The sequence below is a fragment of the Lientehia hominis genome (assembly GCF_021044755.1).
In the GTDB taxonomy this organism is placed as follows: domain Bacteria; phylum Bacillota; class Clostridia; order Lachnospirales; family Lachnospiraceae; genus Lientehia; species Lientehia hominis.
The window spans coordinates 125,849-148,686 of sequence record NZ_JAJNOR010000004.1; the positions used below are offsets into that span (position 1 = coordinate 125,849).

The following is a 22,838-nucleotide window of genomic DNA, read 5'->3' on the forward strand; positions in this document are numbered from 1 at the left end:
ATGAAAAGAAGAGTATCCGCTCTCACCTTAGCACCATCGAGTGACTTGGGTTATTATAGTTCTCATTTCTCTGGAGAGATTACAGAGGAAACGTGACGTGATATTTTAAGTGGATAGTTCTTCTATCCACTTTATTTATTCTATGGAGGTGTAGAGTTATTAGCGAGTTAATGGTGAATGAACAGATTAGAGACAAAGAAGTCCGTCTGGTTGGCGAGAACGGCGAACAGCTTGGTATCGTATCATCCAAGGAAGCGCAGCGGATGGCACGGGAAGCGGAGCTTGACCTGGTGAAGATCGCTCCGATGGCGAAACCGCCGGTATGCAAGATCATTGATTACGGCAAGTACCGCTATGAATTGGCCAGGAAAGAGAAAGAGGCCAAGAAAAAGCAGAAGGTCGTCGAAGTCAAAGAAGTACGTCTATCTCCTAATATTGAAGAAAATGACTTGAATACAAAAGTTTCGGCCGCCAGGAAGTTCATTGAGAAGGGTAATAAGGTGAAAGTCACCCTGCGGTTCCGCGGCAGGGAAATGAGCCATATGAATAACTCCAGACACATCCTGGAAGATTTTGCAGAGCAGCTTTCTGATATCGCAGTGGTAGATAAGCCGTCTAAAGTAGAGGGCAGAAGTCTTGTGATGTTTTTGTCGGAGAAGCGTTAGAAGAAGAACAGGCGCCATGCCTGGGACAAAGTTTAAGGAGGAAGAATCATGCCTAAAGTAAAAACCAGCAGAGCAGCAGCAAAGCGTTTTAAAAAGACCGGTACCGGTAAATTAAAGAGAATGAAGGCGTATAAGAGCCATATCTTGACCAAAAAGTCTCAGAAAAGAAAAAGAAATCTTAGAAAAGCGGCCGTTACCGTTCCTGCGAACGCAAAGGTCATGAAGAAGATTTTACCGTACTGATTGATTGAGAGAATAAAGGAGGAAGACCGAAATGGCAAGAGTGAAAGGCGGTTTAGGCGCTAAAAAGAGACACAATAGAGTTTTGAAGCTGGCAAAAGGCTATAGAGGAGCACGTTCCAAGCAGTATCGGGTAGCAAAACAGTCCGTTATGAGGGCTCTGACAAGCTCTTATGCAGGCAGAAAGCAGAGAAAGAGGCAGTTCAGGCAGCTCTGGATCGCACGTATCAATGCTGCTGCCAGGATGAACGGCCTGTCTTACAGCCGTTTTATGTATGGGCTGAAGGAAGCCGGCGTTGAGATGAACCGGAAGATTCTGGCTGATATGGCTGTTAATGATGCGGCAGGCTTCACGAAGCTGGCAGAAGTTGCAAAGGGAAAGCTTGCTTAATTTTTCCCTGGCAGGCGGTGTACAGGCCGTCAAAAAAAATGAGTCAAAATTTGGCAGGGAAAATAAAAAAAACACTTGCCAGAATGTAAAATATATGATAAAGTATACGAGGATTTGGTTCTGAGATATACACAGAACCAAATCTGAATATCGGAATGTGGCTCAGTTTGGTAGAGCGTTCGGTTAGGGACCGAGAGGTCGCAGGTTCGAATCCTGTCATTCCGACTGATTATTGCAGATAAGCAGATGCTTATCTGCTTTTTTATTTCATAGAAAAGTGCGTCCTATGAAATAAAAGCCCTCCGGGCAGGGCCCGGCGTAATTGACAGTGCCGGGACGGAATGTTATAATTTCCATATCCCCCTATGGGGGATATGGAAAGTTCGACTGTTATATATGATGCAGAAGAGGAAAAACATAAACATTGTGAATATCCCCGAGGGGAGGATGAAAGGAGAAAGGAAGATATGCATGAAGGTAAACATGGGATTTTAGACGGTGTGGAGGATATGGATGAGCTGTATGGAATCGGTCATGAACATTCCCATGATCATGAATCCCGTCACACTCCCCATGACAGACATAGCTGTGAGAAAAAGGAACAAAAGCCAAGGGGAGTGCTGGGGAAACTTTTTGGAAAAAAAGAGTCGTGAGGACGAATCTAAAGAAAGGTGTGAAGGATGGACGGAAAAAAATTGCGGAAACGAAAGTGGCTTTTTCCGGCTGCCGTATTGGTTCTGATTATAGCTGCGGTGATCGTGGATTATATCCTTGAGCTGCGGCTGCCGGTTCCTTTTTCCATGATTCCGCTGGCAGCAGCAGGAGGCTATGTGACCGTGTCGGCCATTGGCGCCGCCGCCGCGCTTAAGAAAATAACGGCCGGTATGCTGGTGGTGCTGGCACTGATCGGCTGTATTTTTGTGGGAGAATATCTTTCCGGTGCGATTGTAGCCTTTATGATGATTTTCGGGGAATTTCTGGAGGATCTGACCATGGAAAAGACAAGAGGCGCAGTCGGAGAGCTTCTGAGTCTGGTTCCCCGCACCTGCCGGAAACAGGAAGACGGCGTCTGGAAGGAGGTCTCCATACGGGAGGCGCGCCCGGGAGATCTGATACGGGTGATTCCGGGAGAAAGGATTCCGGTGGACGGAGTCATCGTAAAAGGCAGCGCTTCTCTCAATGAAGCTTCCATTACCGGAGAATCGATTCCCGCAGATAAGACGGCGGGTGACAGGGTATTTGTGGGTTCCTTGAGTGAGAACGGGGCCATAGAGATCAAGACAGAAAAGATCGGGAGCGATACTCTGCTGGGGAAGATTGTTTCGACGGTCCATGATGCACAGGAAAACAAGGGACGGGCACAGAGGACAGCAGACACTTTTGCAGCGTTTTTTCTGCCTGCCATAGTATTCATATGCGTTCTGGTATGGATTTTTACAGGCGATATTATACGGGTGATGTCGGTGCTCGTCATCGCCTGTCCCTGTGCGCTGGTCCTGGCCACCCCCACGGCCGTGATCGCGGCAGTAGGAAATGCGGCGAAGCGGGGCATTCTCATCAAAGGAGGAACCGCCATTGAAGCTATGGCAAAGATTACAGTCATCTGTATGGATAAAACCGGGACCTTGACGGAAGGAAAGCCAAAGGTCACGGATTTTACGGTATTTGGCGGGATATCCCGTGAGGAGGCGGCATATGTCCTGGCTGCCGCCGAACAAAGCTCCCAGCATCCGGTCGGAAGAGCTGTCATGGAGTATCTGAGGACGGAGGGTCTGCTTCCTGAGGAACTTCCCCAGGGAGAATTTGAAGTATTGTTTGGCCGGGGCGTGAAGATGTGTCGGGAAGACTGTGTTCTTCTGGTATGTAATGGCGCGGGGCTTTTGGAAGCGGGAATCAGCGATGAGGAGGCACTATCCTATCTGGAAGAGAGAGAAGAGGAGGGCCAGACAGCGATGATAATCTCTGAAAACGGCCGGGCTTTTGGTGGTGTCTCTGTATCGGACACGCTGCGGAAAAACAGTCGAAATGTGGTCAGAGAATTGAAAGATACCGGGTGCAGCCGGATCGTGATGCTCACTGGGGACAATAAAAAGACGGCAGAGTCCATTTGCCGGAAAACCGGAATCAAAGAGTTCCATGCCGGACTTCTGCCCCAGGAAAAACTGGAATTTCTGAAAGGGCTTCAGGAAAAAGGAGAGCGTGTAATGATGATCGGAGACGGCATCAACGATGCGCCGGCTTTGGCGGCGGCGGACGTGGGAGTGGCCATGGGAGCGGCCGGCACCGATGTGGCGGTGGAAGCTGCGGATATGGCGCTGATGTCAGACTGCATAGAGCTTTTGCCGGCTGGAATGGCGCTCTGCCGCCGCACCTATCGTATCATCTTGGAAAATATCATTGTTTTTGCTTTTATCGTCAACATTGCAGGCATCACGCTTTCTAGCATGGGATTTTTGAATCCAGTGGCGGCTGCCCTGATCCACAATGCTTCCTCGATCTTTGTCGTCATGAATTCTTCCAGGCTTCTGGCCTGGAGACCCAGGAAAGGAGGCAGGACAGAATATGCCTGGAGAAAAGAGGACAGTTCCGGAGATCATCAGGCTCCTGAAAGCCCTGATAGACTGTGATACCACCAGAGGAAAGAAAAATGAACGTCAATGTGCCTTGCAGTTGCAGGCGTATTTTGATAAAATGGGCATTGAGAACAGAATTTATGAGCCAGAACCGTTCCGGACAAGTATCGCAGCGGTGATTCCAGGAAGAAATCCAGATGCTCTCGTTCTTTATTCCCATTTGGATACGGAAGATTACCTGGATCTGTCCTGCTGGAGATTTCCTCCCGGTCTGGGAGTCCTGTCAGAGGGCAGGGTTTATGGGAGGGGAGCTCTGGACGATAAAGGGATGACGGCGGTAAACGCAGTAATCATGGCGGAAGCAGCAAGACAGGACAGGGAAAAGACATTGATCTTTGTTTCTGCGTGTGGAGAAGAAGATTGTGAAGACTGCGGCCTTCCGTGGCTTTTGAATCATACGCGGCTGTTTTCCCATGCCGGGCTGGTGTTGAGTGAAGGCGGGGGTTTTCCGGTCTGTGCCGGAGGCGTCTGGTATTACACCGTGCAGGTAGGAGAACGGGACGGTATCCCGGCTGAAAGGACCGGTTGCGGACAGGACGGGGCTGTCCTGTCTTATCGGGAAGGCCGGAGGTCCGATGGTGAGAATAACAGGAGGCATGTGGCGGAGGAATGTCTGGAGGACGCGTACCTTCCGGAAGAATACCGAAGTCTGCTGAAGCCTCATCTGGACCGGTTCAGAAAGGCGGAGCTTCTTCCGGTTATTTCTTCCGGTTTCAGTGATAACCGCCATTTCCGAAGGGCGGGGATTCCGGTGCTGGGCTTTTTTCCGCTGGATGAGAGAAACAGCATATCCGGAATTCATGGATATCAGGAATATATTTCCGTGGATTCTCTGGAGCTGGCATATCAGGTTCTTTATGGAATCACAGAGCAGTGGCTGGAGGCCCCGTATCAAAGAAGGAGCGGGGGAACGGAAGGCCGTACAGAGGCAGATGGGGCATGGCTTCTGGGACCGTGTAGCTGAGAAAGACGAAAGAGAGGAATGCACTTGGAACCTCAGGAGCAGAATGATTTATTGGAACACGGGCACAGACACGGCCGCGGAAGCCGTCATGGCCATTCCGGAAGGATATTCGGACATCAGCACGGAGAAGGGCATCTTTCCATAGACTATTATGCCTATTCGTCGAAAATGCGTCCGTGGAATCCTTCCTTCAAGATCGTGATGTCCGTATTTTTTTTGATATGTGTGATCGCCATGGATTCCATGGCAGTTTCCGCCATCGTGCTGTTTACCATGGCGGCGCTTGTGATGTTTAAGGGAAAGCTGGGCGTGAGCCGGTATTTGAACCTGATGACGCTTCCATTTATTTTTATTGCCTTGAGCAGCACCGCGATCGCTTTTGACTTTTCTTTGGTTCCGAAAGGAGAATATTGTCTTCAACTGGGTTTTTTTTATATTTCCGCGACCAGGGCGAGTCTTATTTCCACGGCAAATCTTGTGCTGAAGGCTTTCTCAGCCGTCAGCTGTCTTTACATGATGACGCTCACTACGCCCATGGGAGAAATCGTCGGATTTTTCCGAAAGATCCATGTGCCCAAAATACTGGTGGAGCTTATGTATATGATATACCGGTTTATCTTTATCCTGCTGGATGCCCAGCGCCGGATGAGCGTAGCGGCAAGGTCCAGGCTGGGATATTGTGACCGGAAGACATCCTGGTATTCCTTTGGCAGCATTTTCTCCAATCTGCTGATCATATCCCTGAAAAGAGCGAACGCTTATTACGATGCGATGGAATCCAGATGCTATGACGGCGATCTGCGCTTCCTGGAGGATGACAAGCCTCTCAGCCCGTTCCTGGCGGCCGGCGCGGCGCTTTTTACGGCTGTTTTGGCAGGAGTTTGGTATTTTACCCGCTGAGGGCGGAAAACGGCGGATAAGGTGCAGGAAGAGAAACGTTTCAGAGAGAAAGGCGGAAAGCAGAATGGGAGAAACGATACTGGAAGTATCACATCTGAGTTATTTATACGGAAACGATCAGGAGGCTCTTCAGGATGTGAGCGTCTCCATGGAGAAGGGAGAGAAGATAGCGGTCATCGGTTCCAACGGGGCCGGGAAATCCACGTTTTTCCTGAATCTGAACGGCGTGCTGACTCCCCATGAGGGAACGGTATCCTATCGGGGCAGGGTAATCACAAAGAGCAAAAAGGATTTGAATTATCTTCGGAAAAATGTAGGCATCGTGTTTCAGGACGCGGACAATCAGATCATTGCATCTACCGTGTTCCAGGAGGTGTCTTTCGGTCCCATGAATCTGAAGCTCACGAAAGAAGAGGTAACAGAGCGGGTAAAAGAAGCTCTTTCGTACATGAACATAACCAGGATGCGGGACCGGGCGCCCCATTATCTGAGCGGGGGAGAAAAAAAGCGGGTCAGCATCGCCGATATCATAGCCATGAAGCCGGAAGTGATCATTTTTGATGAGCCCACTGCGTCTTTGGATCCTATGAATGCTTCTATGCTGGAGGAAGTCCTCAAAAAGCTGGAACAGGAGGGAAGGACGATTCTGATCTCCACCCATGATATTGATTTTGCCTACCGATGGGCAGAACGGATTTTGGTGTTCGAGGGAGGAAGGATCATAGCCGACGGAAAGCCGGTGGAAATTTTCCAGAATGATGAGGTCCTTGCCCGGGCGAATCTGAGGAAACCGACTTTTCTGGAGGTGTTTGAGACGCTGGAGCAAAAAGGGCTTGTTAAGGGTGATTCTTATCCGCGGGATATCCAATCATTTCGTGCGCTGTTTAAATAGTTTTATATTCAAAATATTTTACTTGCCAAATATATCAGGATGCGTTATAATGCGGTTGGTGAACATGAAATAGATCTGTCCCGTGGGGACGGCGGTCGTTCAGGAGGAATTATGAGCCAGCTGGTATTGGAAGCATTGGATACAAGGACGGCGGACGTCTGGCAGATGTCCGCACGTAAAAAAAGGAGTCTTGCGGTGAAGAAGGGAATTTCTGCCGTTATACTCCATTTTTTATTTTATGGACTCGAAGTGCTGAATCAGAAAGAAGAGAAGGTCCGGGCAGAGGTCGGGGACTGGGAAGAAGATTTTACTTTCGGTATCGGAATGGGAGAAAAGGCACCAGCTCTTTATATGAAGAAGACGAAAAACCGCCTTGTCCGGCTTTCGGCTGCCATAACGGTGCCGGAGGATATGGATCTGATGATTCGTTTTAAAAGTGTGGATGCGGCGTTTGCAGTGATGTCAGGACAGATTGGAGTGGCGGGTTCCTATGCGCGCCATGGCTTTATGCTGAAGGGAGACATTGCGAGGGCGATGTCCGTGGTCAGATGTATGGATTTGGCGGAGGCTTATCTGTTTCCCCGCTTCCTTTCCAGGAAGATATTAAAAGAAGTGCCGAAAAAGAATATGGGGATCATCCGCACTTATCTGGCTGTGGCCGGCAGGATGATCCGGTTTGAATCAGGAAAACGAGAGAATAAGCGACAGGATGGAGGCAGGCAGAATGTTACCGGATTACTATGAATTTCAGCACAGTACGAAGATGATTTCGGGAAAGTCGGCTCTGGAAAATATACCGGCAGAGCTGGTCATGCTGGGCTCCAGACGTCCTATGATACTTTCCGACCGGATACTTCACGAGATTGGTACGTTGTCTGTGGTGTGTGATGCGCTGTGTGCGGAGGGAATATCCATTGGAGCGGTGTTTCACGATATTCCGGCAGATTCATCATCTGCCGTTGTGAATCAGATCGCAGAAAGATACAGAGAATGCGGATGCGACGGACTTGTGGCGGTAGGAGGCGGATCGGTGCTGGATACGGCAAAAGGAGTCCGTATGCTCCTTTCGCAGCGGGTTGAAGACATCATGGAGCTTCTTGGATGTGAGATCATGGGCAGGGGAAGACATATTCCCTTTGTAGCTGTGCCGACCACATCGGGCACAGGATCAGAATCCACGCTGGTGGCGGTGATCAAGAATGCGGCGGATGGAATGAAGATGGAGTTCATCTCTTATTATCTGCAGCCAGATGTGACAGTCCTCGATGTACGGATGACGGAGACGCTTCCGGCCAGGATGACGGCATCTACCGGTCTGGATACTCTCTGCCATGCCATAGAGGCTTGTACCTGTCTTCAGAAAAATCCGTTAAGCGACGCATATGGGACTGCGGCGATCCGCATGGTCGGAAAATATCTGGAGCGGGCGGTCAGGAATGGAAAAGATAAAGAAGCGAGGCTGGGCATGGCAAATGCCGCCGCAATGGCCGGAGCCGCATTTTCCAACTCCATGGTTGGAGTGGTGCACGCGGCCGGTCATGCTCTGGGAAGTGTCTGCCATGTGCCGCATGCAGACGCTATGACGATTCTGCTGCCTTATTGTATGGAATACAACATGGATAAGCTGTCCGGAGCTTATGGAGAACTGCTTTTGTATCTGTGCGGCCCGGAGGCCTATGCAGGGACTGCCGCAGAGGAACGGGGGGAGGCCATGGTACAGGGGGTGCGTGTCCTAGAAAGAAGGCTTCACAAACTCTGCGGCCTGCCGATGACTCTCAGAGAAGCCGGGGTGGAAAGAAAAGATCTGGAGGCGGTGGCGGTGGCAGCGTTAAACGACGGAGCCATGATCGTCAATCCCAAGAAAGCGGATAAGGAGGACGTCCTCAGGATTCTGGAGAACGCGTACGCTTAGCGGCGCTGATCTTTGACTGGTACCGCGAGAGCAAAACGCGGTACCTTTCATTTTTTTTGAGAAATTCACATTTGGGATCTGTCTCCAGAAGCTTTAAAAGCGGGGTCAGGATCAGGGAATTGTAGTCGGGGGCCTGTTCTTTGCCGGATAAATGCCGGTATAAATAGGTATCTGAAAATTTCCAGGTCTTTTCCGCGGAATCGAGCAGAGATTCCATAAGAAAAATACTTTTCTTTTCCTCTTTTTCAGACACGGCGGTCAGAAACTGAGGGATGATCTTGTGATAATCCGGGAATTCGAACAGCTCCGCGCATTGACTGCAGATATCGGCAAATCTGGCTGCGTTCAGATGATTTCCAGTCTTTTGCTCCAGCTCAGACAAGGTCAGCAGAAGACTCCAGATTTCGCTGGCTTTCCAGTATAACAGCCGTTCATGGATTTTTTCTGCTTCTTCTGTTTTTCCTTCTTTTTCCAAAAGAGACGCCTGCAGCTGTCTTTTATCCAGGACGTTCGGTTCCGGGAGCAGATTGAGCATTTCCTGTGCTTTTTCAAAATTTTCCTTTGTAATGTATTTGGATGCGAGCATGAATCTTGCCCCCATACGGATGCTTTCATCGCTGCTCTGAGCGGCCCGTTCATAAAGGGAGTTGATGGGCTCGTCATATTTTTCCTTATCTTCAGGCATCATGCCGGCCATGATCATGGCACCTTCCAGCAGCAGCGCCATATTGTGTATGAGCTTTGTGCTGTTTGGATATTCTTTTATTATTTTCCGGACCTTTGAAAGACCTTTGTCGAAGCCCTCTTGTTTGATGATCTCCATCACTTCATTACTGAAGTTTACGATTTCCTGGTCGGTCACCTCTTCATGGAAGCACAGCAGGGTATTGAGATCCGTCTGAAGCAGGCGCGCCAAAGGGGGCAGCAGGGCAATATCCGGATTGGTGGCGCCGTTTTCCCATTTATTGACGGCAGGAGTAGAGACTCCCAGATAATCCGCAACCTGTTCCTGGGTAAGCCCGAGGGCTTTTCGTCGTTCTTTTATGATGTTCTGTATCGGCATTATGAACTTCCTTTCTTTTTGAAGTTTATGAAGGTCCTTCATCTGTCTTTATCATATCAGATTACCATTCCATATACCACTGAGCAGAAGTTAAATAAAAGTAAAATAAATTAGCGGGAGGTTAATTTTTGATGTCGTCCATTTCCAGCATTTCTATGTTACAATAGAAGAAAAAAATAATGGTATCATGCAACAGCCGCTGTATTTTCTGACACTGTATTAATAGAAGAACGCGATTACCGCGGATACGTTGCAGCGTAAAATATGAGCATTTCAACAGGCCGGCAGGGATGCCGGACGCTTTTGAGATGTCTGAAGGGCGGTGGAGTATGGAACGATCAGAAGAGCTGCGCCTTATAAAATTGGCGAAAAAAGGAAATGTAGATGCCTTCGGGCAGCTGTATGAGGAAGTTTACAAGGATTTGTATCGGTTTGCACTTTTTATACTGAAAGAACCCCACGATGCGGAGGACGTAGTCGGGGATACGGTGACGGCAGCCTTTGAGGGAATCCGGGGGCTTCGCCATGACGAAGCTTTTCGGAGCTGGATATTCCGTATCCTGACCAATAAATCCAAAAGGATGTTGAAGCATTATGCGGAGCGGCCGGTGTTCGGGGAATTTGAGGCAGCGGCAGAAACAGAGGGGATGCAAGAGGAACATGGTGCCAGATCATCCGGCGCGGGCCAGGAAGATATACTTGATCTGTGGGATGCGTTTCAGCAGCTTTCTGAGGAGGACAGGGTGATCGTGGGACTGTCTTTTTTCGGAGGCTATAACAGCCAGGAAATCGCGGAGATGCTGAGGAAAAAGCCGGGTACTGTGAGATCCAGACAGAGCCGGGCTCTGGCTCGGATGAGGACGCATCTGTCCGGTTCCTACGGAATTTGAGATCCGTTATGTGAAGGAGATGAATCGTATGAGTGAAAGATGGGAGCAGGACCCCATGGATCAGAAATGGATAGAAGAGGCAAAAAAAACGGCGGGCATGGTCGAACCTCCGGAGAGGTTGTCTCCGGACAAGGTGACAGAAAAACTTAAACGGGAGAGTCGGAAGCCAAAACGTATAGTTGCCGGATATAAAGCGGCTGCAGCAGTGCTTCTTTTTTTGATCTTAGGCGGAGGAAGCTTTTGGCTGTTCCGACAGATCGGCAGGGACAATGCCGCGGTTCCGGACACCCGGATAAAAGGGCGCTCTGGTTTCCAGGCAGGCGAGGAACCGGCGGAAGGAGTGAGCCTGTCGGGCGGCTATAAGACAGCGTCTTCCTATGGAGAAATCTACGAGTATCTGAAGCAGCAGGAGGAGGACCGGACGGAAACGTATGCCGGAGAAACGGCTGCCGGTGCGCTGCCGGAGACGGCGGCACCTTCCGAGAACGGTATTGAGACGAAGGATGAAGCGGCGACTGCGGAAGTGAACCATTCGGAAACGAACACTCAGGTAGAAGGAGTGGACGAAAGCGATATCGTCAAGACAGACGGAAAATACCTATATGTGGTATATACGGGAGAAAACGCCGTGGGAGCCGTGCACATCATCGAGGCGAATGGCGGGGATATGAAGGAAGTGTCCAGGACGGGCCCTGTGACAGACGGGGTCTACAAAGAGTATGATTCCGTACTGGAGCTCTATGTGGATGGGGATACGATGGTGGTACTCATGGACTGTTATAATGAGGCCGGAGAAAACTATACAGTGACGGCAGTTTATGATATAACAGACCGAGGCGACCCGAAACTGACAGGAATGCTGTCCCAGGACGGCGCTTATCATTCCAGCAGAAAAAACGGCAGCTATGTTTATGTGTTCACAAAAAAATACGCGGCGGCAGAATCGAAAGAAAATGACAGATCTTATATCCCCTATGTTGACAACGAGCCCGTGGCATATGACCATATCCACTATCCGGAGAATGTGGCGGTGAGCTGTACTCTTGTGGCGGCCTCACTGGATATAACGTCCCCGGGCCGATTCTGTGATACGGAGGCGGTTTACTTTAGCGGGGATACCATGTATGTGAGCGGCGATGCCATATATGTGGCTGAACAGCTGTGGAGCAGCGGCAGCAGCAAAAGCCAGACAGAGATATTCAAGCTTTCCTATAAAGACGGCCAGATGGAGGTCTCGGCGAACAAGCGGTTCCTTGGACGGCTGAACGATCAGTTCTCTTTGGATCAGTATCAGGGTTATCTGAGGCTGGTCGCCACAGTTGACGATTATCAGAACGGCGGCGAGACAAACTCTTTGTATGTGATGGATGAAAATCTGGATATTGTGGGAAGCATCCATAATCTTGCTCCCGGTGAACAGATTTATTCAGCCCGGTTCATGGGAGATACCGGATACTTTGTCACCTTCCGCCAGATGGATCCTTTGTTCAGTGTGGATCTGTCGGATCCGGAGAATCCGAAGATCATGGGAGAGCTTAAGATTACCGGTTTTTCCAGCTATCTGCATTTCTATGAAGACGACAAGCTTTTGGGCATCGGCAGAGAAGTAAATCCCAGGACCGGAGCTTTTGAAGGGATCAAGCTGTCCATGTTTGACATCGGCGACCCTTACGATGTGAAAGAACTGGATAAGACGGTCCTGGAGGACGCGGACGGAACCGCCGTACTGAATAATCACAAGGCGGCCCTCATCGACGTTTCCAAAAATCTGCTGGGCTTCTGTGTGACCGAGAATGTGGAGAGGAAAGATGGGGGATGGACAGAGATTTCCCGATACGTCGTATATTCTTACGAAGCGGGGAGCGGCTTCACAGAGAAACTTTCCATTGAGCTCAATGGAGAGGAGTCGGGATATCGGTATTACGATACACGGGGGCTTTATATCGCCAATACCTTGTATCTCGCCAACACAGGCCCTTTTGTGTCGGCGTATTCCCTGGAGAGCGGTGAAAAGCTGGGAGAGGTTCTTTTGGAGGAGGAACGGTAAGGAAGGAAAGACAAATGGAATATTTCGATATACTGACAGAGAACGGGAAGCTTACAGGAGAGAAGAAAGCGAGGCGGCTGGTGCACAGGGACGGGGATTGGCATGGAGCTTCCCGCGTATGGATCGTGCGCCGGCTGCCGGAAGCAGACGGCAGTGAACGTGTACAGGTGCTCCTCCAGAGGCGCAGCGAGGAAAAGGACAGCTATCCGGGACTTTGGGATGTGGCGGCGGCGGGACACGTTTCTGCGGGAGACGGTTATCTGGAGACGGCGGTCCGGGAGACGAAGGAAGAACTTGGGATATCCCTGGAGTCTGGAGAGCTGCAGTTTCTGTTTTGCCTCAAGTCGGAAAGCAGCTGGGAATATCAGGGAATCAGCTACATCGACCGGGAGTTCCACTATGTGTTTCTGGTGGAGAAGGATGCCGGGCTTTCTGGGTTCCGCCTTCAGAAGGAAGAGGTGGAAGAGGTGCGCTGGATGGATGCCGAAGTGCTGTATCACAGACTTAAGGACGGAAGTATCCCGTCTTGTATCCACTGGGAAGAATATGAGAGACTGTACGCTGTTCTGGCGGGGAAGGATTAAACGGCAGCCCTGAGGAAGTCGGAAGACATCGGAAAAAGGTAAGTTTAGGGTTGCAATTTGACGGAATTGCATTTAGAATAGAACCCGTAGCCGGAAAAGGGTATCCGGTTTTCTGAAAGGGCGAATGAATTGATGAAATACGGGTTTGAGGTGGAAGCCATCCAGGCGAAGAAAGGAAAGCTTCCGAGAGAAGAGAGAAACGATATAGCAGCGTATATTACCACCGTGGTAGTGGAAGCAGAAGAGGGAAGGAAGGCTTTTAGGAGACTGGCCAGCCAGGTGAACGGCAGGCTTTCCAGGGACTGTACGGATAAGTCGGCCACCATAACTCTTCCCGATTACAGCAGCTGTCAGGTCATGGTGCGTCTTAAATCGTGCTGATGCGGATACATGGATATATAAAAAGGACTACTGAAAAGCCGAATGGCTGCAGTAGTCCTTTGCTGTTTTATACCTTGCCCCACGGAGTGCGCCTGCCCGGGAGGGCATATCTTTGAATATCTTTTAAACAAATTTATCTTTGCAAACCAGAGGAGACAGGAGAAAGTCCGCTTCCCGCACCGAAATAAGCTTTTATTTGTTGTGAAAGCCATTGGAGCGGCCACGGAGGCCCGCTGCCGTAAGGCGTGCGGGCCCTGCGGATATCCGATTCTTTTCTGGAATCAGAAATATGGCGCATGTTTGTAACGGTGCGGCAGACAGAAAACCGGCAGAATGATTCCGGGCCGGCCTAAAGGGGAGCGCCGCAGGGCAGCGGACGATGTTCCCCAGGCGGAGGAAGGCAGAAACGGAAATACCGATTCTGTTTCTGAGGGAACGGGAGACGGGAAATCATAAAGATTTCCTGTCGACATGTGAGCGGTACTGCCAAAGCGGAGATAAAGCGGCCCCTGCATCGCCAGCGAACCGAAATCGTGACGGTCCGGAACTTCTGCCGGTGCTGAACCGGAACTTGATCGGAGCTGATTATAAATGATTCCAAAAAGTATTTTGTATCATACCTTATCTCACGAAGTGCGCCTGTCCGGCAGGCTTGTATTAGGGACGCCCTTGGGTATGATCACGGAAGCGGCAGAAACAACTGGACCGGTTCAATCTTCAAAGCATGGCATATTTTAAAAACGGTGTCAAGAGAGCATTTTTGGAAAGCGTTGGGAGCTTCAATATGGCTCAGATAAGAACGGGATATTCCCACCATTTTAGCCAGCTGCTCCTGAGTGAGCTTAGCTTTTTTTCGGTAATAGGATATATGGTTGCCAAGGTCCAGGTAATAATCAACGTTTTCAAATTGTACATAATAATCAGTCGGATGTTTTTCGCCCATGTAATCACCTCTACTCAGCACAAGTATACGATATTGCGTTACTATATGCCTAGAAGTGCGCTTTTATACAACATTAATGCGCTTATAAAAAGCGCATAATTATCTCATAAAGCAGAAAAGAGAAAAAGAAAAAAACAGCCATTTCTTATGAAATGACTGTAAAATTCGTGCAGTTGGAGGGACTTGAACCCTCACGAGCGTAATGCTCACATGAACCTGAATCATGCGCGTATGCCAATTCCGCCACAACTGCATATTATATTTTGTCTGGTCCAGATTATCTAAAAGCCTGTCTTTCATTTCCGAACGCTAGTGTAGTATAACCCAAATTTTCTCAGATGTCAACACAATTGAAAGAAAAAAATTGTAAAAAAATTTAAGCGATTTTTTCACCTAAAAACCATTGACTTTTTAGTGCCGCAATGCTATCATAATATTCGCGTCAGTTAAACTGACGGCACGCAGTTGTGGCGGAATTGGCATACGCGCTAGACTAAGGATCTAGTGAGCATTGCGCTCGTGCGGGTTCAAGTCCCGCCAACTGCACGGACAGGTCTTTCTGAGAAGAAAGGCCTGTTTTTGTATCAAGGATAATTTCACTTTGTTTTTCAATAGGAGTTCCCTTGAGACAAAAGCACTTGCAACTCCGGCAAAAAAGCCGTATAATTTATAGCGGTGTACGGGGATGAGGTATATCTGGGCAACGATAGCAGAGACTTGATATGAAAGATATACGATTAGGAGTGATGATATTGAATTATATGAAATATGTAAAGCAGCTGGCTGTCATCATGGCAGTCTCCTTTGCCGGTGAATTTCTGAACCGTGTCCTGCCCCTGCCGGTCCCGGCCAGCGTGTATGGCCTGGTCCTCCTGTTTCTGCTCCTGATAACAAAGGCCGTCAAATTGGAGCAGGTGGAAGAGACAGGAAGCTTTTTGGTGAAGATCATGCCGGTCCTGTTTATCGGCCCCTGTGTAAGTCTGATGACGGTCATGGGAAGCGTGGCGGACAAGCTGGTTTCAATCCTTGCGGTCATCGGTATCAGTACGGTAGTAGTTATGGCTGTGACAGGAACCGTAGCCCAGGCCTTCCTTGACAAAAAAGCGGACAAGGAGGAAAAAGCCCATGAATGACCTGTTCAGGGAAAGTGTTTATTTCGGCTTTTTCCTTGCACTTGCAGCGTATTGGATTGGCCTTAAGATTCAAAAGAGATTCCCGTATACGATATGCAATCCACTGCTTCTGTGTACGATTCTGATCGTGATCCTACTGACGGCGTTTCATATTGATTACGATACCTTCGATCAAGGCGCGAAGTATATCACGTATTTTCTAACGCCGTCGACGGTCTGCCTGGCGATTCCGATGTATAAGCAGATACAGGTCCTGAAGAAAAACCTGGCGGCCATTCTCATCAGTCTGGTGAGCGGCTGTATCGCGGCGGCGTTTACCATTTGGGCGCTCTGCGCGGTTTTTGGACTGGATGCTGTGATCTACCATTCCCTTCAGCCGAAATCCATTACCACGGCTATTGCCATGGGGGTATCGGAGGAGCTGGGAGGGAATCCCACTCTGACAGTGGCGGCCGTCATCATCACCGGCCTTTTTGGGGGAATCGCAGCAAAATTGGTGTGCAGATTGTTTCGGATCACCAATCCTATCGCGGTCGGACTGGCCTGCGGAAATTCGGCACATGCCATCGGCACCAGCAAAGCGTTGGAATTCGGTGAGGTGGAAGGAGCTATGTCCAGCCTGGCGGTCGTGACGGCCGGCGTGATAACCGTGGTGCTTGCGCCTATGTTTTCAGGGCTTATATCCTAAAAGAACAGGGTTGGCAGTGGCAGGAAGGAATATAGAACCGATGTCTTGAGACATACAGGTGATTTTGGAATACCCAGGAAAAATCCGGGGAAAATGAAAATACCCGTGAGAAAGAAAGAGAGGGCAAAGCCTATGCTGGAATTACAGAATATCTCCTTTCAGGTGGAGGAAGAAAACAGCCAGAAGGAGATTTTGAGAAATGTGAATTTAAAGATCGAGGATGATCAGTTCATCGCGCTTACGGGACCGAACGGCGGTGGGAAATCCACTTTGGCCCGTGTGATCGCAGGGATAGAGAAGCCCGTGGAAGGGCGTATTTTGTTTGACGGTGTGGATGTCACCGATAAGAGCATCACAGAACGGGCCAACATGGGTATCAGTTATGCGTTTCAGCAGCCGGTGCGTTTCAAAGGCGTGACAGTGTTAGATCTGATCCGCCTGGCGGCGGGTGAAAAGATCAGTACCGCCGGCGCCTGCGATTATCTTTCGGAAGTAGGGCTTTGCGCCAGGGATTATATCAACAGAGAGGTCAATGCCAGCCTGTCCGGCGGCGAGTTAAAAAGAATCGAGATTGCTACGATTATCGCCAGGGGCACGAAAATGTCGGTATTTGACGAGCCGGAGGCCGGAATTGATCTTTGGAGCTTTAACAATCTGATCAAAGTCTTTGAAAAAATGCATGAACGGATTGCGGGAGCTTCTATTCTGATTATTTCCCATCAAGAGAGAATCTTGAACATAGCGGACAGAATCATCGTGATCGCCGACGGCCGCGTGACGGCGGAAGGGAAGAAAGAAGACATCCTTCCCGGCCTTCTGAACGATGAGAGTGACATGAACTGCAGATTTTATAAGGAGGGATATTGATGGACGCAATCGAACAGACATTGCTGGAGCAGATCGCGGGGCTTCATGAAATCCCCACAGGCGCGTATAATATCAGGGCTAACGGGCAGACCGAGAGCAGAAACACCACAGCCAATATCGATATCATATCCAAGCCGGACGGAACCGGAATTGATATCAGGATAAAGCCGGGGACGAAGCATGAGAGCGTGCATATTCCCGTGATTTTAAGTCAGACGGGCCTTCAGGAAGTGGTCTACAACGACTTTTATGTGGGAGAGGGTGCAGATGTGGTGATCGTTGCAGGCTGCGGCATCCATAACAGCGGGTGCGATACATCAAAGCATGACGGCATCCATCGGTTTTTCCTGGAGAAGGGTGCCAGGGTGCGGTATGTGGAAAAGCATTATGGAGAGGGCGACGGGAACGGAAAGCGCATCATGAATCCAAAGACCGTCGTAGAGCTGGGGCAGGACGCCTATATGGAAATGGACAGTGTTCAGATCAAAGGTGTGGATTCTACCATCCGGACGACGGAGGCAGTGCTGGCGGACGGAGCCAGGTTCGTGGTCACGGAAAAGCTGATGACCCATGGGTCGCAGGACGCTAAGAGCGAGTTTGTGGTAGATCTGGACGGGAAGGGTTCCAGCGCCAATGTGGTATCACGCTCCGTGGCCAGAGAGGATTCCCGTCAGCTTTTCGTTTCCAAGATTCACGGGAACAACAAGTGCAGCGGCCATTCTGAGTGCGATTCCATCATCATGGACGACGCCAAGATCAGCGCGGTGCCGGAAATAACGGCGAATCATCCTGACGCGGCCCTGATCCATGAGGCCGCCATCGGCAAGATTGCCGGGGAACAGATTACGAAGCTGATGACACTGGGACTTACGGAGCAGGAAGCAGAAGAGCAGATAGTGAATGGTTTCCTGAAATAACAGTGTAAATGGAGGTTTCCGTTAAAACTTTGTAAAAGTTGTCTTCATATGCTTGAGGCCAATGAAATAATATGATAGAGTAAAGACAAGCGGCAGGCTTAGGCCTGCCGCAAAGTGTATACAATAATCGGTGTTTTGCGGGGGATGGCCATGAATGAGAAGCTGGAAAAAAGAAAAGCGTTTATCATAAATTTTTTGTATTTTATTATTATGGTGGGCGTTCTCTATTTTATCTTGAAAAAGCTGTTTCCCATCTTTCTTCCGTTTGTGATTGGCCTTTTGGTGGCTGTCATCCTGAATCCTGTGATTCGGTTTTTGTCGAATAAAATCAGACTTGACCGGAAGTTCTTTGCCCCTGTTGCGGTAGTCCTGTTTTATGTACTGCTGGGGATTTTGATATACTTCTTTGGCGCGCGGATATTTGCTTTTATCCAGGAGATGGCCAAGAAGCTTCCGGCATATTATGAAACTCATATTGAGCCTCAGCTCAGCATGCTGATGGATAAGATTGCGGGGAGTTTCCCCGGAAACCAGGATCGTGTGATGGCTGTGGCGGATTCTTTGGAAAATACGATGCAGGAGGTCGTTCTGAAAGCTTCCGGCAGCATTATAAGTCTGGGGGCTTCCTATGTGGTCGCGTTTCCCGGCCTTTTGATTCAGCTTTTGTTTTCTGTGATTTCGTCCTTTTTCTTTACGGCGGATTTGGAAAATGTCAAAAATTTTGTGCTGCGCCAAATGCCGGACAAAAAACGGGACATGATCGTGGATGTGGCGAAGAACGCTAAGGTAATGGTGGGCAAAATCCTGAAGGTCTATCTGTTTCTGATGTGTGTGACCTTTGTGGAGCTGTACGTGGGCTTCCTGATTCTCAGAGTGGATATGCCGCTTCTGTATGCGTTCCTGATAGCTATCGTGGATATCCTTCCGGTGCTCGGCACAGGGACGGTCTTGATTCCCTGGGGTCTGGTTTCCTGTGTTCTGGGAAATGTGGGCTTTGGAGTGGGGATTCTGATCTTGTATTTATTCATTACAATGGTACGCCAGATCCTTGAGCCAAAGATTATCGGGCAGCAGGTGGGGCTTCACCCGATCGTCACGCTGATCTGTATTTTTGCCGGAGCCAAGGTGATGGGAATATGGGGGATTTTCCTGTTTCCAATCATGGCAACGGTGCTGAAAAAGATGAATGACGAAGGGACGATCCATCTGTGGAGATAGAGGAGAGTACGGCATGATTTTGAAAAATACTGGAAATAGCTCTGTACAAACTGTAAAAAATATGTATAATGAAAGAGGTATCAATAAAGGGGAGTAGCCGGCATGGTTATGGATTCTTTGGCGTCAGTACGATTGTAAAATCCGCTGAGAATTGAAATGGCGAGACTTTTATTGCAGCTTGTGTTAGTTGCGATAGGAGTCTCTTTTTGTTTCATGATATTCGTGTGTCAGTATTTGGCAGCGATTTGGAATAAAAACAGCACTTACAGGCAACTGTTATATAATGTGATAAGGAGAATGAATATGGACTTTTTATTGGAAGGAATCACATCAATTACCTGGCAGCAGGCTGTCATGTACTTGGTCGGCATTGCCCTCATCTGGCTGGCGGTCAAGAAAAAGTATGAGCCGGCCCTGCTTCTTCCCATGGGATTTGGAGCAATCCTGGTGAATCTCCCGATGAGCGGAGTCATCAATCAGGTATTGTCCGGAGTGGGAGAGACCAATGGAATTATCCAGTGGCTGTTTGAGGTAGGGATTGAAGCCTCAGAGGCTTTGCCGATCCTGCTGTTCATCGGCATCGGAGCGATGATTGATTTTGGGCCTCTGCTTCAGAAGCCGGTGATGTTTTTCTTTGGAGCTGCTGCCCAGTTCGGCATCTTTTTCGCTCTGTCAGCGGCCTGTCTGATGGGGTTCCCTCTTCAAGACGCAGCATCCATCGGTATTATCGGCGCGGCGGACGGACCGACCTCAATTCTGGTGTCGCAGATCCTGCATTCCAATTATATCGGACCCATTGCAGTGGCCGCTTATTCCTATATGGCGCTGGTGCCCATTGTCCAGCCTTTTGCCATTAAGCTGGTCACGACCAAAAAGGAACGTCAGATCACGATGGATTATCAGCCGAATTCAGTTTCAAAGAGTATGAGGATCGTCTTCCCCATTGCCGTAACCTTCATCGTTGGCCTGCTGGCGCCTTCCGCAGTGGCTCTTGTAGGATTTCTGATGTTTGGAAATCTTCTCCGTGAATGCGGCGTACTTGGAAATCTTTCTGAGACGGCCCAGACAACCCTGGCCAACCTGATCACGCTGCTGCTCGGCATCACCATTTCCTTTAGTATGAGGGCAAACGCGTTTGTGAATGTAAACACGCTGATGATCATGGGAATCGGCCTGCTGGCGTTTGTGTTCGATACGATCGGTGGAGTCTTGTTTGCAAAATTCATCAATCTGTTCTTAAAGAAAAAGATAAATCCGATGATCGGGGCGGCAGGAATCTCAGCATTCCCTATGTCATCCCGGGTCGTGCAGAAGCTGGCCATGGAGGAAAAGCCCGGCAATGTTCTGATCATGCAGGCGGCAGGCGCCAACGTTTCCGGCCAGATCGCATCGGTTATTGCCGGAGGCCTGGTGGTAAGCCTTGTGACACAGTTCCTGTAAAGACACAGTTTCACGGAAGTGGAAAGGAGATATGGATATGTGGGAAAATTTTTGGATTTCTCTTGAGATTATGGGAAAAGGGATGGGCGGTATCTTTGTCGCGATCCTGATAATCGTGGCGCTGGTCTGGATTATGAACCGGCTCGGAAAAGAAAAGGATAAATGATATTCGGCTCTTTCATGTAAAAGCCAGAACAAGTGCAGACAGTTTAACTCCGATGAAAAAATACTGGTAATGAAAAGCATCCGCTGTTATAATGAAAGCAACAAAATATGAGGAGCAATAAATGACATGAAAGAATTGGAAATCACTGAATTGTTTGATTTGAGCCACACGCTGGCGGCACCGTATTTGTCAGGCTTTACGTATCCCTGGGAAGCGCTGGGAGGCCTGAGCGATTTTATCATAGAACTGGGGAAGAGCCTTCCTAAGGAGGAATATGAAGAAATCGGGGAGATGATCTGGGCGGCGAGGTCGGCCGTGATCGCTCCTACGGCGTCCCTGACGGGGCCTGCCATCATCGGCAAAAATTCGCAGATCCGCCACTGCGCGTTCCTGAGAGGGAGTATCCTGGTGGGGGAAAATGTGGTGGTGGGAAATTCCACGGAACTTAAAAATGTGATTCTTTTTGATAATGTGCAGGTTCCCCATTATAATTATGTAGGGGATTCGATTTTAGGCTATCGTTCTCATATGGGGGCAGGTTCGATCACTTCCAATGTGAAATCCGATAAAAAACTGGTAGTCATCAAAGCAGGAGAAGCGCGGATAGAAACAGGAAGGAAAAAAGTAGGCGGAATGCTGGGAGACTTTGTGGAAGTAGGATGCGGCACCGTCATCAATCCAGGATCCGTTATCGGGCGGAACACCAGCATATATCCACTTTCCATGATCAGGGGATATGTACCTGCCGGTTCTGTATACAAAAGACAAGGCGAGGTGGCCGAGAAGTCAGAAGATTAAAGTATCCTCCGGGTATTCATGGCGTATAAGCCGCTTAAAGAAAGTGACCTGGGGAAATATGCCGGGCTCAAGGAACAGGAAATAGAGCCGTTTCACCGTTCCGGCTTTACAGTGGTGGAATGGGGCGGCTGCGAGGACGCGTCTGACTGACGCCTGTTGGAACTGTCTTCCAGCATTTTGTTGAGCTCCGCTCCCAAAAGCACGATATTCATGCAGATATAGAGCCACAGCATCAGCAGGATAATGGCCGTTAGGCTTCCGTAAATATAGGAGAAATTCGCCACATGGTCAATATATAAAGAATAGACATAGGAGAATATCAGCCATCCAAAGGTGGTAAACGCGGCTCCCGGAATCTGCTTCCAAAAAGAGAGCTTTTTATTGGGCAGTATCGTATAGATCAGCACGAAGAACAGCATGAAAAGCGCAATGGAAAGACCGGTCCGGAATAAGATGATCACGCTGGAGAAATAAGCCAGCGACGGTATCCAGGATTCCAGGAGGAGCTGAAGCTTGTTTCCGAAGAGCAGTACTCCCAGTGTGAAGATCAGTACGAAAATAAACCCTAGGGTGTAGACAATAGATAATAGTCTCTGTACGACGATGTTTCTTGTCTCCTTTGTGTATGCGATGCTGTTGAGGCCCTGCTGTAGGGAATAAATGCCTTTGGAGGCGGCCCAGAGAGTCGTGATGGCGGAGACGGAGATGATCGTGCTGGCAGAATTTGTATAAACGTCGTTCAGCAGGCTGGTGACAAAGCGCTGCGTCTCTTCAGAGCTGGGCAGCACGGCCAGAATCGCTTTTGTGACGGTGTCTTGAGAAAGAGGAATCAAGAACTGTATAAGGGGGATCAAGAGCATAACGAGCGGTATCGCGGATATGATCACAAAAAAAGAAACCTGCGCCGCATATACAGAAACTCTGTCGTCCAGCATATATTCTATGAGCTTTCCAAAAAATAACTTGACGTGTTTCATTTATAAACTCCTATTGAGGAAAACAATTCCTGAACGCATTTGATGTCTTTGAAATCATAGCATGATACGAATGAGAATTCAAGAGAGGAATCGGGGGCGCGGCAAAATAAACCTTGACAAGAGAAGGTT

Annotated in this window: 26 protein-coding genes and 3 tRNA genes; 25 read left to right on the plus strand and 4 right to left on the minus strand. The window is 49.2% G+C overall.

What is annotated here, in order from left to right; all coding sequences use genetic code 11:
* Positions 1-170 precede the first annotated feature (170 nt).
* The 11 genes from infC (at position 171) to LQE92_RS07320 (ending at position 8,597) form a co-directional block, all read left to right on the plus strand.
* On the plus strand, positions 171-665 hold the full coding sequence (infC, locus tag LQE92_RS07270) for a translation initiation factor IF-3 (protein WP_147596676.1): 495 nt from the start codon (positions 171-173) through the stop codon (positions 663-665).
* Positions 666-713: 48 nt separating this feature from the next.
* Positions 714-908, plus strand: a complete 195-nt coding sequence (gene rpmI / locus LQE92_RS07275) for a 50S ribosomal protein L35 (protein ID WP_147596675.1) — start codon at positions 714-716, stop codon at positions 906-908.
* 31 nt (positions 909-939) lie between these two features.
* The gene (rplT, locus tag LQE92_RS07280) at positions 940-1,296 is read left to right on the plus strand and encodes a 50S ribosomal protein L20 (protein WP_147596674.1); all 357 of its coding nucleotides are present in this window, start codon (positions 940-942) and stop codon (positions 1,294-1,296) included.
* Between the two features lie 151 nt (positions 1,297-1,447).
* Positions 1,448-1,521: transfer RNA gene (locus LQE92_RS07285), tRNA-Pro, on the plus strand.
* Between the two features lie 242 nt (positions 1,522-1,763).
* The gene (locus LQE92_RS07290; protein ID WP_231062333.1) at positions 1,764-1,949 is read left to right on the plus strand and encodes a hypothetical protein; all 186 of its coding nucleotides are present in this window, start codon (positions 1,764-1,766) and stop codon (positions 1,947-1,949) included.
* A gap of 27 nt (positions 1,950-1,976) precedes the next feature.
* The gene (locus tag LQE92_RS07295; protein ID WP_231062334.1) at positions 1,977-3,923 is read left to right on the plus strand and encodes a heavy metal translocating P-type ATPase; all 1,947 of its coding nucleotides are present in this window, start codon (positions 1,977-1,979) and stop codon (positions 3,921-3,923) included.
* The gene (locus LQE92_RS07300) at positions 3,859-4,893 is read left to right on the plus strand and encodes a M20/M25/M40 family metallo-hydrolase (RefSeq protein ID WP_231062335.1); all 1,035 of its coding nucleotides are present in this window, start codon (positions 3,859-3,861) and stop codon (positions 4,891-4,893) included. Before LQE92_RS07295 ends, LQE92_RS07300 begins: the two co-directional genes overlap by 65 nt.
* A 24-nt stretch (positions 4,894-4,917) precedes the next feature.
* Entirely contained in the window at positions 4,918-5,793 is an 876-nt protein-coding gene (gene cbiQ / locus LQE92_RS07305; RefSeq protein WP_231062336.1) for a cobalt ECF transporter T component CbiQ, read from the plus strand.
* A 64-nt stretch (positions 5,794-5,857) separates the two neighbouring features.
* A complete protein-coding gene (locus LQE92_RS07310) occupies positions 5,858-6,685 on the plus strand; it encodes an energy-coupling factor ABC transporter ATP-binding protein (RefSeq protein ID WP_231062337.1) in 828 nt (275 codons plus the stop codon).
* A gap of 111 nt (positions 6,686-6,796) precedes the next feature.
* The gene (locus LQE92_RS07315) at positions 6,797-7,429 is read left to right on the plus strand and encodes a hypothetical protein (RefSeq protein WP_231062338.1); all 633 of its coding nucleotides are present in this window, start codon (positions 6,797-6,799) and stop codon (positions 7,427-7,429) included.
* Positions 7,410-8,597: an iron-containing alcohol dehydrogenase gene (locus LQE92_RS07320; RefSeq protein ID WP_231062339.1), complete on the plus strand. Its 1,188-nt coding sequence runs from the start codon at positions 7,410-7,412 to the stop codon at positions 8,595-8,597. The genes LQE92_RS07315 and LQE92_RS07320 overlap by 20 nt, the downstream gene beginning before the upstream one ends.
* On the opposite strand, the gene LQE92_RS07325 is transcribed toward LQE92_RS07320, so the two are convergent.
* A complete protein-coding gene (locus tag LQE92_RS07325) occupies positions 8,569-9,660 on the minus strand; it encodes a helix-turn-helix domain-containing protein (protein ID WP_231062340.1) in 1,092 nt (363 codons plus the stop codon). The two genes, LQE92_RS07320 and LQE92_RS07325, sit on opposite strands and share 29 nt — an antisense overlap.
* Before the next feature lie 329 nt (positions 9,661-9,989).
* Between LQE92_RS07325 and LQE92_RS07330 the strand changes: the two genes are divergently transcribed.
* The 5 genes from LQE92_RS07330 (at position 9,990) to LQE92_RS07350 (ending at position 14,157) form a co-directional block, all read left to right on the plus strand.
* Entirely contained in the window at positions 9,990-10,550 is a 561-nt protein-coding gene (locus tag LQE92_RS07330; protein ID WP_231062341.1) for an RNA polymerase sigma factor, read from the plus strand.
* Positions 10,551-10,578: 28 nt separating this feature from the next.
* Entirely contained in the window at positions 10,579-12,597 is a 2,019-nt protein-coding gene (locus LQE92_RS07335; protein ID WP_231062342.1) for a beta-propeller domain-containing protein, read from the plus strand.
* A gap of 14 nt (positions 12,598-12,611) precedes the next feature.
* The gene (locus LQE92_RS07340) at positions 12,612-13,181 is read left to right on the plus strand and encodes an NUDIX hydrolase (protein WP_231062343.1); all 570 of its coding nucleotides are present in this window, start codon (positions 12,612-12,614) and stop codon (positions 13,179-13,181) included.
* A 132-nt stretch (positions 13,182-13,313) separates the two neighbouring features.
* Positions 13,314-13,562 carry a hypothetical protein gene (locus tag LQE92_RS07345; RefSeq protein ID WP_147596662.1) on the plus strand — a complete coding sequence of 83 codons (249 nt, stop codon included), beginning with the start codon at positions 13,314-13,316 and terminating at the stop codon, positions 13,560-13,562.
* Positions 13,563-13,941: 379 nt separating this feature from the next.
* Positions 13,942-14,157, plus strand: a complete 216-nt coding sequence (locus LQE92_RS07350) for a hypothetical protein (protein WP_231062344.1) — start codon at positions 13,942-13,944, stop codon at positions 14,155-14,157.
* A gap of 84 nt (positions 14,158-14,241) precedes the next feature.
* Here the strand turns inward: LQE92_RS07350 and LQE92_RS07355 are convergent, their stop codons facing one another.
* Together LQE92_RS07355 and LQE92_RS07360 are read right to left on the minus strand one after the other, a co-directional pair.
* Positions 14,242-14,505: a helix-turn-helix transcriptional regulator gene (locus LQE92_RS07355; RefSeq protein WP_231062345.1), complete on the minus strand. Its 264-nt coding sequence runs from the start codon at positions 14,503-14,505 to the stop codon at positions 14,242-14,244.
* 168 nt (positions 14,506-14,673) lie between these two features.
* Positions 14,674-14,758, minus strand: a tRNA-Leu gene (locus LQE92_RS07360).
* A gap of 208 nt (positions 14,759-14,966) precedes the next feature.
* Between LQE92_RS07360 and LQE92_RS07365 the strand changes: the two genes are divergently transcribed.
* From LQE92_RS07365 to LQE92_RS07400, 9 genes are all read left to right on the plus strand, one after another.
* A tRNA-Leu gene (locus LQE92_RS07365) sits at positions 14,967-15,051 on the plus strand.
* Positions 15,052-15,227: 176 nt separating this feature from the next.
* Positions 15,228-15,638, plus strand: a complete 411-nt coding sequence (locus tag LQE92_RS07370) for a CidA/LrgA family protein (RefSeq protein WP_231062346.1) — start codon at positions 15,228-15,230, stop codon at positions 15,636-15,638.
* Positions 15,631-16,326: an LrgB family protein gene (locus tag LQE92_RS07375; protein ID WP_231062347.1), complete on the plus strand. Its 696-nt coding sequence runs from the start codon at positions 15,631-15,633 to the stop codon at positions 16,324-16,326. The genes LQE92_RS07370 and LQE92_RS07375 overlap by 8 nt, the downstream gene beginning before the upstream one ends.
* A gap of 132 nt (positions 16,327-16,458) precedes the next feature.
* Positions 16,459-17,193 carry an ABC transporter ATP-binding protein gene (locus tag LQE92_RS07380; RefSeq protein WP_231062348.1) on the plus strand — a complete coding sequence of 245 codons (735 nt, stop codon included), beginning with the start codon at positions 16,459-16,461 and terminating at the stop codon, positions 17,191-17,193.
* A complete protein-coding gene (locus tag LQE92_RS07385) occupies positions 17,193-18,110 on the plus strand; it encodes a SufB/SufD family protein (protein WP_231062349.1) in 918 nt (305 codons plus the stop codon). Before LQE92_RS07380 ends, LQE92_RS07385 begins: the two co-directional genes overlap by 1 nt.
* A 150-nt stretch (positions 18,111-18,260) precedes the next feature.
* A complete protein-coding gene (gene ytvI, locus LQE92_RS07390; protein WP_231062350.1) occupies positions 18,261-19,328 on the plus strand; it encodes a sporulation integral membrane protein YtvI in 1,068 nt (355 codons plus the stop codon).
* A gap of 303 nt (positions 19,329-19,631) precedes the next feature.
* On the plus strand, positions 19,632-20,768 hold the full coding sequence (locus tag LQE92_RS07395) for a sodium ion-translocating decarboxylase subunit beta (RefSeq protein WP_231062351.1): 1,137 nt from the start codon (positions 19,632-19,634) through the stop codon (positions 20,766-20,768).
* Between the two features lie 37 nt (positions 20,769-20,805).
* The gene (locus tag LQE92_RS14430; RefSeq protein WP_269141910.1) at positions 20,806-20,934 is read left to right on the plus strand and encodes a hypothetical protein; all 129 of its coding nucleotides are present in this window, start codon (positions 20,806-20,808) and stop codon (positions 20,932-20,934) included.
* Between the two features lie 126 nt (positions 20,935-21,060).
* Positions 21,061-21,732, plus strand: coding sequence for an LbetaH domain-containing protein (locus tag LQE92_RS07400; RefSeq protein ID WP_231062352.1), 672 nt, complete (start codon positions 21,061-21,063; stop codon positions 21,730-21,732).
* 92 nt (positions 21,733-21,824) lie between these two features.
* Here the strand turns inward: LQE92_RS07400 and LQE92_RS07405 are convergent, their stop codons facing one another.
* Positions 21,825-22,709, minus strand: a complete 885-nt coding sequence (locus LQE92_RS07405; protein ID WP_231062353.1) for a YihY/virulence factor BrkB family protein — start codon at positions 22,707-22,709, stop codon at positions 21,825-21,827.
* Positions 22,710-22,838 lie beyond the last annotated feature (129 nt).

What these genes read in the sequence shown, in the direction of transcription:
- rplT (WP_147596674.1), top strand. Translation starts at nt 940, where the DNA reads ATGGCAAGAGTGAAAGGCGGTTTAGGCGCTAAAAAGAGACACAATAGA.
- LQE92_RS14430 (WP_269141910.1), top strand. Translation starts at nt 20,806, where the DNA reads ATGTGGGAAAATTTTTGGATTTCTCTTGAGATTATGGGAAAAGGGATG.
- LQE92_RS07355 (WP_231062345.1), bottom strand. Translation starts at nt 14,505, where the DNA reads ATGGGCGAAAAACATCCGACTGATTATTATGTACAATTTGAAAACGTT.
- LQE92_RS07290 (WP_231062333.1), top strand. Translation starts at nt 1,764, where the DNA reads ATGCATGAAGGTAAACATGGGATTTTAGACGGTGTGGAGGATATGGAT.
- LQE92_RS07320 (WP_231062339.1), top strand. Translation starts at nt 7,410, where the DNA reads ATGTTACCGGATTACTATGAATTTCAGCACAGTACGAAGATGATTTCG.
- ytvI (WP_231062350.1), top strand. Translation starts at nt 18,261, where the DNA reads ATGAATGAGAAGCTGGAAAAAAGAAAAGCGTTTATCATAAATTTTTTG.
- LQE92_RS07380 (WP_231062348.1), top strand. Translation starts at nt 16,459, where the DNA reads ATGCTGGAATTACAGAATATCTCCTTTCAGGTGGAGGAAGAAAACAGC.
- LQE92_RS07370 (WP_231062346.1), top strand. Translation starts at nt 15,228, where the DNA reads ATGAAAGATATACGATTAGGAGTGATGATATTGAATTATATGAAATAT.
- infC (WP_147596676.1), top strand. Translation starts at nt 171, where the DNA reads ATGGTGAATGAACAGATTAGAGACAAAGAAGTCCGTCTGGTTGGCGAG.
- LQE92_RS07310 (WP_231062337.1), top strand. Translation starts at nt 5,858, where the DNA reads ATGGGAGAAACGATACTGGAAGTATCACATCTGAGTTATTTATACGGA.
- LQE92_RS07375 (WP_231062347.1), top strand. Translation starts at nt 15,631, where the DNA reads ATGAATGACCTGTTCAGGGAAAGTGTTTATTTCGGCTTTTTCCTTGCA.
- LQE92_RS07400 (WP_231062352.1), top strand. Translation starts at nt 21,061, where the DNA reads ATGAAAGAATTGGAAATCACTGAATTGTTTGATTTGAGCCACACGCTG.
- LQE92_RS07325 (WP_231062340.1), bottom strand. Translation starts at nt 9,660, where the DNA reads ATGCCGATACAGAACATCATAAAAGAACGACGAAAAGCCCTCGGGCTT.
- LQE92_RS07330 (WP_231062341.1), top strand. Translation starts at nt 9,990, where the DNA reads ATGGAACGATCAGAAGAGCTGCGCCTTATAAAATTGGCGAAAAAAGGA.
- LQE92_RS07340 (WP_231062343.1), top strand. Translation starts at nt 12,612, where the DNA reads ATGGAATATTTCGATATACTGACAGAGAACGGGAAGCTTACAGGAGAG.
- LQE92_RS07345 (WP_147596662.1), top strand. Translation starts at nt 13,314, where the DNA reads ATGAAATACGGGTTTGAGGTGGAAGCCATCCAGGCGAAGAAAGGAAAG.
- LQE92_RS07405 (WP_231062353.1), bottom strand. Translation starts at nt 22,709, where the DNA reads ATGAAACACGTCAAGTTATTTTTTGGAAAGCTCATAGAATATATGCTG.
- LQE92_RS07385 (WP_231062349.1), top strand. Translation starts at nt 17,193, where the DNA reads ATGGACGCAATCGAACAGACATTGCTGGAGCAGATCGCGGGGCTTCAT.
- LQE92_RS07395 (WP_231062351.1), top strand. Translation starts at nt 19,632, where the DNA reads ATGGACTTTTTATTGGAAGGAATCACATCAATTACCTGGCAGCAGGCT.
- LQE92_RS07350 (WP_231062344.1), top strand. Translation starts at nt 13,942, where the DNA reads ATGTTCCCCAGGCGGAGGAAGGCAGAAACGGAAATACCGATTCTGTTT.
- LQE92_RS07315 (WP_231062338.1), top strand. Translation starts at nt 6,797, where the DNA reads ATGAGCCAGCTGGTATTGGAAGCATTGGATACAAGGACGGCGGACGTC.
- LQE92_RS07335 (WP_231062342.1), top strand. Translation starts at nt 10,579, where the DNA reads ATGAGTGAAAGATGGGAGCAGGACCCCATGGATCAGAAATGGATAGAA.
- rpmI (WP_147596675.1), top strand. Translation starts at nt 714, where the DNA reads ATGCCTAAAGTAAAAACCAGCAGAGCAGCAGCAAAGCGTTTTAAAAAG.
- LQE92_RS07295 (WP_231062334.1), top strand. Translation starts at nt 1,977, where the DNA reads ATGGACGGAAAAAAATTGCGGAAACGAAAGTGGCTTTTTCCGGCTGCC.
- LQE92_RS07300 (WP_231062335.1), top strand. Translation starts at nt 3,859, where the DNA reads ATGCCTGGAGAAAAGAGGACAGTTCCGGAGATCATCAGGCTCCTGAAA.